Raw genomic sequence first — 11483 nt, 5'->3', positions numbered from 1 at the left:
GATCAGCACGCCCGCGCGTTCGGCGCGCGCGACGGCAGCGTCCTCCACGGCTTCGCGGCGTTGCGTGGCGAGTTCGCCGACTGCCGCGGCCAGCGAGGCGCCGGAGCGCGCCGAACGACGAGCCATCCTGGCCAGCGACTCCACGTCATCGGCGCCCGCCGACCCCACCGCATCCGCCGCCGCCCGTTCCCATGCCGTCGCCGCGTCGGCGCCCAGCGCGAGAAGGTCTGCGGCCCTGAGCAATGCCGCCCGAAGAATCGGCGGCGCTGTCGGCGCGCTGGCTCGCGCGGCCGCGGCCATCGGCAGTCCCGCTCGGAGACACGCGGCCAGTAGATCGAACGCGGACGCCGACCCGAGCGGGTCGACCTTCGCGGTGTCACCTGCCGTCCCGGAGACGCCGGCCGTCGTCGGACCGAGCGCACGCACCCGTCGACTGACGGCCACTCGCCCTGGTAGCAACACAATCGCCACGGCCGCGATCAGCAACGCCCCCGGCGCAGCAGCACCATCCATCCCCTGCACAGCAAATCCCCTCCTCGAAGTTCGGTCCACACCCATCCACACCCCGATCCGAACTGCCCCACGCGGGGCACCGCGATCAGCGCGTGGTCTTGTTCGGTGATCACATCTGTCCACAGGCATTCGGCGACTACTCCCGCCCTGCCGTCGGGCCGTGACGCACACCGAGTGCGGCTGTGCTCTTGCGGCGGCGCACATTTGTCCACAGGGCATCCACACGAGTTGTCCACTACCGCCGTCCGTTCGACACCGTCCGGTGCGGATCAGGCGGTGCTCTTACGGGTGATGACATCTGTCCACAGCAGTCCACAGCAGGCGAGGGCGGCGCCCAGCGGGAGAAGTAGTTCCCCGGCTGGAGCAGCGAACAGGATGGTGAGCGGGGCAGCTCCCATCAGTTGTCCCAGGCCGATGCCTACCAGGGGAAGGCCGGCCAGGACGGTGGCCGATGCTCGGGCGCCGGCCAGTGCGGCTTCGGTGCGGTCGCGAAAGCGGATGCGTCCGAGTAGGTCGGACCTGGCGGCGGCGAGTAGTTCCGCCAGCGCCAAGCCGTGCTCTTCGGCCACCCGCCAGGCCGCGGCGACTCGCGACAGTTCTTCGGCGACAATCGAATCCGGCTGGACCCAACCGTCGGCTCCGGAACCACCGAGGCGGCTGCGGCCGGCACTGATCGCCAGTACGCGCGCCGCTTCGCCGCGCGACTCGGCTGCGGCGGATTCGGCCGCCGCGCTCGGGTGGGCGCCCACGCGGAGCTCCCCGACCACAGCTTCGAGGCCGGCCAGGAGGTAGCCGCATTCGCGCCGTCGTTCGCGGTCACCTCGACCACGCCGTTGACGGACCGCCACAGTGGTTCCCAGCATCAGTGCGGCCGACCCGACGCCGGGTCCGAACATGAACGCCGTGCACCCCAGCGCGATTCCTGCACACCACTCCACAGGCACGCGTTGTCGCACAGTGCTCCCACTCGGCGTGAACAGCCGGGTGAACCGCCGTTGACCGCCTGCCACGGGCAGCACCAGCACCGCGATCGCGCAACAGAGCAACGCACTACCCATGAGGCCGCCTCCTCCACACCGAAACCCGCATCTCGTTCGCCACACTCGCCGGCGGCGGCTCCGAGCTCTACCCGCGGCGATCGCCGCTCCGCCTCACCGACCACCGACCACCGCCCGGAATGCCGCGTAGACCTGTGAAGCCAGTTCCCCGCCCCTGTAATTCGCTCACGGCGACACGAATCCCGCGGAGCCACCACCGCATACGCGACCGAGTTACTCATCCGAGACGCACCTCGAGCAGCCGGTGGAGTTCGCCGACCGCGGGAGTCGGGTGGTCGTCCGCCCGCCAGGCGGGGGTGATGTGGACTCCCTCGAAATCACGGTGCAGGACCCCGATTTCGTGGAGAGCACGGGTTCCGTCGGAGCGGCGCCGAACGTGCAGGACTACCTGGACGGCGGCAGCCAGCTGGCTGTGCAGGGCCGCCCTGTCCATCCCGCCGAGCGCCGCCAGTGCCTCCAGGCGCGCGGGAACTTCCTGGGGCGAGTTGGCGTGGACGGTCCCCGCACCGCCGTCGTGGCCGGTGTTGAGGGCCGTCAGGAGATCGACGACTTCGGCACCACGGACCTCTCCGACGACGATGCGATCCGGGCGCATCCGCAGGGCCTGACGGACCAAGTCGCGCACCGTAACAGCGCCTACCCCCTCGACATTGGCCGTCCTGGCAACCAGCCGAACAACATGTGGATGGACCGGAGCGAGCTCGGCGGCGTCCTCCACGCAGACGATTCGTTCGGCCGGGTCGACGGCGGCGAGCAGGGCCGAGAGCAAAGTAGTCTTTCCCGCTCCGGTACCTCCCACGACCAGGAACGCGAGGCGGGCGCGGACGATGTCGCCGAGCAGACGGCGGGCGTCCGGGGGAATCGAACCGGCGGCGGCCAGCGCGTCGAGGCCCTGGGTCGCGGGGCGGAGGATGCGAAGGGACAGGCATGTGCCGTCGTGGGCGACGGGGGCCAGTACCGCGTGGAGTCGAACGCCGAACGCGTCGCCCAGCGTGGCTTCGGTTCCGGCGAGTTTGCCGTCGACCCAGGGTTGAGCGTCGTCGAGGCGGCGGCCCGCGGCCGAGGCCAAGCGCTGGGCGAGGCGGCGAACAGCGGCTTCGTCGGCGAAGCGGACATCGGTCAGCTCCAGGCCGCGGCCACGGTCCACCCATACCGCATCCGGCCCGGTGACGAGTACATCGGCGACCCGAGGATCGTGCAGCAACGGCTCCAGCAGCCCCGCACCGGTCATCTCGGTCTGCAACAGGCGCAGGGCCCGGAGCAGATCGGTGTCGGCAAGCACCCCGCCCGCTTCCGTACGGATTGCGGCCGCCAGCTGCGCGGCATCTGGCACGCCCGGATGCTCGGCCAGGCGCTCACGGACGCGTTCGAGGAGGTCGACGGTCACAAAGGAAGTCATGTCGCGCCGGCTCCGTCCATCCGAAGGGCCGCACGCCGGATGGAGCGCCGGGCGCTGACGGGGGTAGTCATCCCTCGGCTCCGACCATGGCGAGGACAGCGTCGGCGGCGTCGCGCAGGGGGCCGCGCCGGCGGACGCTCAGGCCACCGCGTTCGAGACGGGAGGCGAGGCCGGCCTGCCCGCGTACTGCGGCGAGAAGGGGCAATCCGAGAAGTTCGGCGACTTCCGCGCCGCGCAGTCCGCCGGGCGCGGGACCACGGACGACCAAGCCGCGGTTGGGGTTTCGTTCTCCGAGATAGGCCGAGACGACCTCGGCCGCGGCGATGGAGCGCAGTCGTGCCGGTACTACGAGGACGACCAGATCGGCGGCGTCGAGCATCGCGTCGGCCGCCGGGCCACGCTCACACGACACATCACAGACCACGAGATCTCCTGCGTCCCTGCCCGATTCGATGACCGCACGGACCGCCGCCGGCGCCAGCCCGACGGACGTGTGCCCCACGGAAGCCGAGTCGGGTCGTGATCGCCCGGGACCCACCCCGGTGACGGGTCGCGCTCGGCCGCAGGACAACACCGCCAAGCCGGGAGCCCCGACGGGCAACGCGTTGTGCAGCGCCGCAGCCGACACCCGTCCGTCCTCGATGATCAGGTCCGGCCAGCGCAGGCCCGGCACGTTCTCCATGCCCAAGACCAGATCTATCCCACCGTCGAGCGGGGCACCGTCGATCAGCACCGTGTCGTGACGCACCCGCCGCGCGGCCCCGCGCAGCGCGGTCGCCGCGGCGAGTGTGGATGCGCCGGCACCTCCTCCCGCGCCGACCACCGCGACGACTATCCCTTCACCCGTGCGGGATTCGGCGTGTTCGGCGAACTGTTCGACCAGTGCGACAGCCGCCGAGGGCAATGCGACAACACGTTCGGCACCCACCGCGGTCGCCGCTTGCCAGTCGGGCACGGCAGGTTCCCCCTCGGTGACCAGGACGACGCCCGCCCGCCGCGGGAATCCGCCGACGGCGGCGGCAACAGCGGCGGCGGTATCGAGGATGACCATGCCTGCCCCGGCCCACGCATGCCTGCCGACCGGCATCACCCGTTCCTCGGTGACGCGCTCGGCGGCCGCCGCGACTCGACGCACCTCCGCGCGCAGCCGTTCATCACGCACGAGCACGAGAGCGGGCGCGATCTGTGGCGGGCCACCGCGCATCGGGACTGGGTTCATGCGACTCAGCGTTGCCGAGCGAGGAGTTCATCAACACCCCGAAAACACCGATTGTGGATAACTCGGGGGTGTGGAGAACTTTGACGATCGTCCTGAAAATAGAGGACGGCCCCAGCCGGGGGGGAGGAGGCTGGGGCCGTCGGGTTCAGCCCCGGGGGGTCGGGCTGAACGCGCCTGGACTAAGTCCAGGTGCCAGCAATACTACACCCACCCCCTGCCGCGGGCGCAAGTAGCATTCGCCGACATTCTTCGGCGATTCGCGCCGCCCGGCGTCCCCGGGGCAAACCCTTTTCCACGGTGCGGGCAGTCGATCCTGCGGTGCGCGCAGGTCGTGCCTATTCTGTTGACGTGACGCCAGAACGCGACCAGACCTCGCCTACGGACACAAGTCTCGGCAAAACGGGCCGAGCCCCGGTGCCGGGCGGGCGCGTCGCCGCGTTCTTCGACCTCGACAAAACGGTGATCGCGAAGTCGAGCGCTTTCGTCTTCAGCAAACCGTTCTACGCGCAGGGTCTGCTCAACCGCAGAGCCGTGTTGGAGAGCAGCTACGCACACTTTTTGTTCCTGCTTTCCGGTGCAGATCACGACCAGATGGAACGGATGCGGGCAAACCTCGCCAACATGTGCGCGGGCTGGGATGTGGAGCAGGTGAAAACCATTGTGGCCGAGACTCTTCACGATCTGGTCGACCCGCTGATCTACGCCGAGGCCGCCGATCTGATCGCCGATCACAAGATCCGCGGCCACGATGTGGTGATCGTCTCGGCCTCCGGCGAGGAGATCGTCGGACCGATAGCTGAGGTGCTCGGCGCCTCGCACACCGAGGCGACCCGGATGGTCGTCGAGGACGGCAAGTACACCGGCGATATCGAGTTCTACTGCTACGGCGAGGGCAAAGTCGCCGCCATCGAGAAGCTCGCCGCCGAGCAGGGCTACGACCTGTCGCGGTGCTACGCCTACTCCGACTCGGTGACCGACGTGCCGATGCTGAGCGCCGTAGGTCACCCGACCGCGGTGAACCCCGACCGCGCGCTGCGCAAGGAGGCGGCGAGCCGCGGCTGGCCGGTGCTCACGTTCTCCAACCCGGTGTCGCTGTGGTCACGATTCCAGGCGCCGTCGACCACCACTGTCGCCGCGACGGCGGCCGTCGGACTGAGCGCGATCATCGCCGGCGCGATCAGCTACCGACTGCTCCGCAAACGACGCTGACCGGCCGCTTGCAGCACGAATCTCCGAGTGACACGCCGAATTCATCGGGATTCGGTTATGCCCGCGAAACCCTTGATGTGAGTGCCATCACAGTGTAAGAATGGAGTCACGGAAGGACGGAAGGCCAAGACGGAGCCGGAAGAGAAGGTTTCGCCTCCCATCCCACCCTTCCCAGCACGGACACCAGGCACCCACGCGGAGCGCGCCGCGACAAGGCCGAAAGAGTTGTGGGCCTGCGAAATTCGAGCCAACGTCGGCGAACGCCTCGCACAGGTTGCGGGGATGAACCGGCGGGGCTGGGATGATCGCCGAGGCCACCGAACACAACCCACCCTGCACGCTTGGTAACCGGGTGTTCCGTGCTAGCGGGCGGTGAGGTCGAGCAATCGACAACGCCGCCCGTTTCGATGTGTACGGCCGGTTCAGCCGGCCGCCGCGTCGGCGATCGAGTTCGCCTCGCGGGCCCCGTCTTCCAACGCGCCCGCGCAGAACAGCACCCAGCCACCCACGCCCTCCGCGGTGCCCATGCCGAATCCGGCGGCCGCGTCGAGGTAGGCCTGGCGGCGGCGCAGCCAGAACACTTCGGGCACGCCGAGGCTGTGCGGGTCGAGTCCGCTGGATACCGCGACCAGTCGCGAGGCAGCGCGCGCGACGACACCGTCACCGGTGCCGAACGGGCGCAACGACAGCAGCTCGCCGTGCACGATCGCCGCGATCACCGGGGCGGGCGCCTTGCTCGACTGGACGGTTTGCGTGAGCATGTCGAGCCGCTCGGCGACGCCGGGAGTCGAGCGCGGGCGACCGAGTTCCTGCCCGTCGGTCACCAGGTCGGCGGCGGCGAGCAGGTGCAGCCGGGCCAGCGCCTGCAGGGGCGCGCGCCGCCAGGTGCCGACGAGATTGGTGAGCGCGTCGCCGTCGAGCGCCTGACCCACCCGCAACGCGCCGGCCAGCACCGGGTCACTGACCTGGCCGTCGGCGGGCAGGTCGGTGCTCGCGCCTTCGATGGCCGCCGAGGAGCGGGCGGCCCGCACGGCGGCTTCGGCGGCGGTGGTCGCCCAGCCACGCCGGTTCGACTTGTGCCGATGCACGGCCGCGAGCGCGTCGCGCGCCTTGTCGGCGGCCTCGCGCACGCCGGGCAGGTCGACCAAGGGCTGGAGCGGATCAGTCACGGCATGGAGGTTACCGCTCGTACAGTGCGGCCCCCACGGTCACATACAACCCGCGCACCGTCGGCCAGCTGCGATCCGGCCACGGCACCTCGGCGAGCCGCTTGGCTGCCGGGGTCACCGCCCTGCGCCGCCGCGCTTCCCGCTCGGCCAGCCGTTCAGCATCGATTCGATCCACCGGCGTCTCCAACCCCGCGATCCACACCGCACCACCTCGGACGAATCCACGCTACGCCGATGAGCCGGGCTCTCGAAGGGTTTCGGGAGCCCGGCCGGCACCCTTACCCCGTGAGCAGCTCGCGACCAGGAATCGCCTCGAGCAATGCCCGTGTGTACTCCTCGCGCGCAGATGCGAACACCTCGTCCGTTGTGGCCGCCTCCACCACCTTCCCCTCGCGCATGACCAACACGTTGTCCGCGATCTGCCGAACAACCGCCAAGTCGTGAGTGATGAACAAATACGTCAGCCCCAGTTCGGCCTGGAGGTCGTTGAGCAAGGTGAGGATCTGAGCCTGGACCAGGACGTCCAGCGCCGAGACCGCCTCGTCGCAGACCACCATCTCGGGCGAGAGGGCCAGCGCGCGGGCGATCGCCACCCGCTGACGTTGCCCGCCCGACAACTCGTTGGGATAGCGCCGCAGCACCGACGCAGGCAGCGACACCTTGTCGAGCAGGTCACGCACCACCGCTTCGCGCTCGGCGGGAGTACCGATCTTGTGCACCCGCAGCGGTTCCTCGATCGTGCGGAAGATCGAGTACATCGGATCGAGCGAGCCGTAGGGATTCTGGAAGATCGGCTGCACCCGCCGCCGGAAGGCGAACGCGCCCTTGCTGTCGAGCTTCGCGACGTCCTTGCCGTCGAACTCCACGGTGCCCGACGTCGGTTCGAGCAGGCCGAGCACCATCTGCGCGATGGTCGACTTGCCGGATCCCGACTCACCGACGATCGCGGTGGTGGTGCCGCGACAGACCGTGAAACTCACCTCGTCGACGGCCACGAAGTCCGTGGACAGCCACGGCCGCTTGCCGCGAATCTTGAACGCCTTGGACAGGTTTCGCACATCGAGCACGGTGTCGGGCAGTGCGTCGGATGCCTTCTCGGCGACAGCCACTTCGACAGCCTGCGCGCGCACTTCGGCCCGCTGCCGCGACGACGACATCCGCGATGCCGCCAGCGACGGCGCCGAGTTCACCAGCTTCTTGGTGTACGCGTGCTGCGGATCGCGCAGAATCCGCAGTGCGGGGCCGGATTCCACCACCTTGCCGCGATACATCACCACCAGGTGCTCGGCCCGTTCCGCGGCGAGGCCGAGGTCGTGGGTGATCAGCAGCACCGCGGTCCCCAGCTCGGTGGTGAGCTGTTCGAGATGGCCGAGGATCTGGCGTTGCACCGTGACGTCGAGCGCCGAGGTCGGCTCGTCGGCGATCAGCAGTTTCGGCCTGCACGACAGGCCGATCGCGATGAGCGCGCGCTGGCGCATACCACCGGAGAACTCGTGCGGGTACTGGTTCACGCGGCGTTCGGCATCGGACATACCCGCCTCGGCCAGCAGTTCCACCGCGCGTTCGCGGGCCGCGGCGCCGGTGGCGATACCGTTGGCCACCAGGGTTTCCCGAATCTGGAAGCCGATCTTCCACACCGGGTTCAGGTTCGACATCGGGTCCTGTGGAACCAGGCCGATGCCGTTGCCGCGGATGGCGACGATCTCCTTCTCCGACGCTTTCGTCAGGTCCTTGCCGTCGAACAGGATCGAACCGCCGGTGACCCTGCCGGTGCCGGGCAGCAGGTTGATGATGGCGTGCGCGGTCGTGGACTTGCCCGAGCCGGATTCGCCGACGATGGCGACGGTTTGCCCGGGGTAGACGGTGAGGCTCACGCCGCGGACGGCGGGGATCTCCTTGCCGTCGGAGGTGAAACCGACGTCCAGGTCCCGGATTTCGAGCAGGGGCTCCGGCGCGGATTTGTCGAGGCTCATCGGGTGCGCTCCTTCGGATCGAGCGCGTCGCGCACCGCGTCGCCGAGCATGATGAAGCTCAGCACGGTGATGGCCAGCGCGGTCGCCGGATAGAACAGGATCGGCGAGGTACGGATCTCGGTCTTGGCGCGGTCGATATCGGCGCCCCAGGACACGATGCTCGGCGGCAGACCGACGCCGAGATAGGACAGCGTCGCCTCGGTGACGATGAAGACGCCGAGCCAGATGGTGGCGACCACGATCAGCGGACTCGCCGAGTTGGGCAGCACGTGTTTCATCAGCGTGCCGAGACGCGACACGCCCAGCGCCTTCGCGGCGGTGACATATTCACTGTTCTTGGCCTCGATCACCGCGCCACGCGTGATGCGCGCGGCCTGCGGCCAGGTGAAGGCCACCAGGATCGCGACGACCGTCATGATCCCCGCGGGCCGCAGCAGCTGCAGCAGCACGATCGCGGCCAGCACCATCGGAATGGCGTAGAAGATCTCGGCGATGCGCGAGACGATCGTGTCGAGCAGCCCACCGTAGAAACCGGAAATCGCGCCGAGGATGCCACCTACCAGCAGGAACAGCATCGCCGATGCGATGCCGACGCTCACCGACGCACGCGCGCCGTAGACGGTGCGGGCATAGACATCACAACCCTGCTTGTCGAAGCCGAACGGATGACCCTCGCGCGGGCCGTCCATGCCGAACTCCCCCAGGCACAACCGCGGGTCCTGGCTGGTGAACAGCGACGGCCACACCACCACGAGCATGACGAACACGATCAACACCACCGAGACCAGGAACACGGGGTTTCGGCGCAGCCGCCGCCACGCGTCGCCCCAGATGCTGGTCGGGGTGCCCTGGTCCAGGACACGGTCGGTGGCGAGCACCTCCACCTCGTCGGCGGGGGCCACGAAATGCTGTTGCTTGTCATGCATAGCGGATCCTCGGGTCCAGTGCGGCGTAGAGCAGGTCGATCACGAGGTTGACGATCAGGAACACCACCACCAGCACCGTCACGAACGACACCACCGTGGGTGGCTCGCCGCGGATGATCGCCTGGTACATGGTGCCGCCGACGCCGGGAATGTTGAAGATGCCCTCGGTGACGATCGCACCCGCCATCAACGCGCCGAAATCGGCGCCGAGAAAGGTGACGACCGGGATCATCGAATTCCGCAGAATGTGCACGCTCACCACGCGTCGGCGCCCGAGCCCTTTGGCCGTCGCCGTGCGAACGAAGTCGGCGGATTTGTTCTCCGCCACCGAGTTTCGGGTCAGCCGCAGCACATAGGCGAACGACAGCGAGCCGAGCACGAACGCGGGAACGATCAACTCGCTCAGGCTCGCTTTACCCGTGACAGTAACCGGGGCGATCCCCCATTTCACACCCAGAAAGAATTGCGCGAGATAACCGACGACAAACACCGGCAGCGCGATTATCACCAGGCTCGCGATGAGCATTGTCGAATCGAAGAGCTTGCCCTTTCGCAACCCGGCAATCATGCCGAACAAGATGCCGAAAAGACCTTCGATGAACACGGCGAGAAACGCCAGCCTGATGGTGATCGGGAAGGCGCGTTCGAGTTCTTCGCGGACCGGTCTACCCGAGAACGAGGTGCCGAAATCTAAAGTCAGAATTCCCTTCAAATAATGCAGGTACTGCACGATGAAAGGCTGATCGAGGTGATATCGGGCGCGCAGTACCGCCTCGGCGGCCGGCGTCAACTGTTTCTCGCCGGCCAGCGCCTTGATCGGGTCACCCGGAATCAGAAAGACCATTGCATAGATGAGCAGCGTCGCGCCCAGGAATACCGGGATCATCTGGAGCAGACGCCGAACTACGTACCAAGCCATCGTTTCCTCCGAAAACGACCGGGGCCGAGCCACTTCGCAGTGGCCCGGCCCAGCTGTCGAGTTCTATTTCTCGATGTTCTCGAAGTCGAACAGGCCGTTCCAGGTGAGCTCGGCCTTGGTGACCTTGTCCGAGCGACCCGCGTTGGCGACGTAGTCGAACACTGGGATGTCCGCCATCTCCTTGATCATGATCGCCTGCGCTTGCGCGATCAGCTTGTAGGAATCCGCCTGTGTCGGGGCGGCGAGGGCGGCGTTGAACAGCCGGTCCACCTCGGGATTGTTGTAGTTGACGTTGTTGGTCTCGGAGAAGCTGTAGTACTGCGAACTGAGGAACTGCATCATCGTGGGGTAGTCGCCCTGCCAGCCATAGCGGAACGCGGTACCGATCGTCTTGGCGTTCACCGCGTCGCGAATGTTCTTGAACGTCGGCATCGGGTTGGCGACCGCGTCGATACCGAGGGTGTTCTTCACGCTGTTGGCGACAGCTTCGATCCAGGCCTGATGGCCGCCGTCGCTGTTGTAGGTGATCTGGTACTGACCCGACCACGGCGACATCGCGTCGGCCTGCGCCCACAGTTTCTTGGCCTGGTCGGGGTTGTAATCGAACACTTCCGCACCCGGCAGGTTCGCGTCGTAGCCGGGCAGGGTCGCGGCGGTGAAGTCGCGCGACGGTGTGCGCGTGCCGTTGAAGATCTTGTCGATGATCTGCGGGCGGTTGATCGCCATCGAGATGGCCTTGCGACGCAGAATGCCTTCCTCGCCACCGAAATGCGGCACGGTGGTCTGGATGCCGATGTGCTGGTTCTGCGCGGTCGGCTTGGTGATGGCACGGTCGCCGAGATCGCTCTCGTACGTGGTGATCGCGCTGTCGGGAATGGTGTCGAGTGTGTCGAGATTTCCGGCCTGCAGATCCGCGTACGCGGTGTCGTAGGACTGGTACATCACGAATCGCAGGCCCTTGTTCTTGGCCGGGCGGCCACCGGGATAGTCCGGGTTGGGCGTGAGATCGATCTTCACGTTGTGTTCCCACGAACCGAACGCGTAGGGACCGTTGCCGATCGGCTTCTCACCGAACGCCTCGGCGGAGGCGGTGCCCGC

The 11483-nt window shown here is 67.7% G+C and carries 11 protein-coding genes; 1 reads left to right on the top strand and 10 read right to left on the bottom strand.

The features are described from left to right. The 4 genes from ACFWF3_RS09285 to ssd all read right to left on the bottom strand — a co-directional run. A partial coding sequence (locus tag ACFWF3_RS09285) for a type II secretion system F family protein (RefSeq protein ID WP_379313199.1) occupies nt 1–513 on the bottom strand: 513 nt, incomplete at its 3' end. Between the two features lie 269 nt (nt 514–782). Continuing rightward, on the bottom strand, nt 783–1571 hold the full coding sequence (locus ACFWF3_RS09280; RefSeq protein ID WP_379313198.1) for a type II secretion system F family protein: 789 nt from the start codon (nt 1569–1571) through the stop codon (nt 783–785). A gap of 217 nt (nt 1572–1788) precedes the next feature. Next, on the bottom strand, nt 1789–2970 hold the full coding sequence (locus tag ACFWF3_RS09275; RefSeq protein WP_379313196.1) for a TadA family conjugal transfer-associated ATPase: 1182 nt from the start codon (nt 2968–2970) through the stop codon (nt 1789–1791). 67 nt (nt 2971–3037) lie between these two features. After that, nucleotides 3038–4189, bottom strand: a complete 1152-nt coding sequence (ssd, locus tag ACFWF3_RS09270; protein ID WP_379313194.1) for a septum site-determining protein Ssd — start codon at nt 4187–4189, stop codon at nt 3038–3040. Between the two features lie 414 nt (nt 4190–4603). Here ssd and ACFWF3_RS09265 point away from each other — a divergent pair, with 414 nt between their 5' ends. Further along, entirely contained in the window at nt 4604–5398 is a 795-nt protein-coding gene (locus tag ACFWF3_RS09265) for an HAD-IB family hydrolase (RefSeq protein WP_378996458.1), read from the top strand. Nucleotides 5399–5820: 422 nt separating this feature from the next. Here the strand turns inward: ACFWF3_RS09265 and ACFWF3_RS09260 are convergent, their stop codons facing one another. The 6 genes from ACFWF3_RS09260 to ACFWF3_RS09235 form a co-directional block, all read right to left on the bottom strand. Further along, complete coding sequence (locus ACFWF3_RS09260; protein WP_378996368.1) at nt 5821–6567, bottom strand: oxidoreductase; 747 nt, start codon at nt 6565–6567, stop codon at nt 5821–5823. Between the two features lie 10 nt (nt 6568–6577). Beyond that, nucleotides 6578–6742, bottom strand: coding sequence for a hypothetical protein (locus ACFWF3_RS09255; protein WP_266297608.1), 165 nt, complete (start codon nt 6740–6742; stop codon nt 6578–6580). Nucleotides 6743–6845: 103 nt separating this feature from the next. Continuing rightward, complete coding sequence (locus ACFWF3_RS09250; RefSeq protein WP_379313193.1) at nt 6846–8540, bottom strand: ABC transporter ATP-binding protein; 1695 nt, start codon at nt 8538–8540, stop codon at nt 6846–6848. Next, nucleotides 8537–9466, bottom strand: coding sequence for an ABC transporter permease (locus tag ACFWF3_RS09245; protein WP_378994305.1), 930 nt, complete (start codon nt 9464–9466; stop codon nt 8537–8539). The genes ACFWF3_RS09250 and ACFWF3_RS09245 overlap by 4 nt, the downstream gene beginning before the upstream one ends. Beyond that, entirely contained in the window at nt 9459–10385 is a 927-nt protein-coding gene (locus ACFWF3_RS09240) for an ABC transporter permease (RefSeq protein WP_378994308.1), read from the bottom strand. The genes ACFWF3_RS09245 and ACFWF3_RS09240 overlap by 8 nt, the downstream gene beginning before the upstream one ends. Nucleotides 10386–10448: 63 nt before the next feature. Continuing rightward, a partial coding sequence (locus tag ACFWF3_RS09235; protein WP_379313192.1) for an ABC transporter substrate-binding protein occupies nt 10449–11483 on the bottom strand: 1035 nt, incomplete at its 5' end.

It is taken from the genome of Nocardia sp. NPDC060220 (assembly GCF_042727815.1).
GTDB lineage: Bacteria > Actinomycetota > Actinomycetes > Mycobacteriales > Mycobacteriaceae > Nocardia.
The sequence above is the reverse complement of the archived record's forward strand: the minus strand, read 5'-3'. Positions and strand labels throughout refer to the sequence as shown.

Bases quoted from the DNA above. Each gene is read 5' to 3' on its own strand.
- ACFWF3_RS09280 (WP_379313198.1), bottom strand. From the start codon at position 1,571: ATGGGTAGTGCGTTGCTCTGTTGCGCGATCGCGGTGCTGGTGCTGCCC.
- ACFWF3_RS09275 (WP_379313196.1), bottom strand. From the start codon at position 2,970: ATGACTTCCTTTGTGACCGTCGACCTCCTCGAACGCGTCCGTGAGCGC.
- ssd (WP_379313194.1), bottom strand. From the start codon at position 4,189: ATGAACCCAGTCCCGATGCGCGGTGGCCCGCCACAGATCGCGCCCGCT.
- ACFWF3_RS09250 (WP_379313193.1), bottom strand. From the start codon at position 8,540: ATGAGCCTCGACAAATCCGCGCCGGAGCCCCTGCTCGAAATCCGGGAC.
- ACFWF3_RS09245 (WP_378994305.1), bottom strand. From the start codon at position 9,466: ATGCATGACAAGCAACAGCATTTCGTGGCCCCCGCCGACGAGGTGGAG.
- ACFWF3_RS09240 (WP_378994308.1), bottom strand. From the start codon at position 10,385: ATGGCTTGGTACGTAGTTCGGCGTCTGCTCCAGATGATCCCGGTATTC.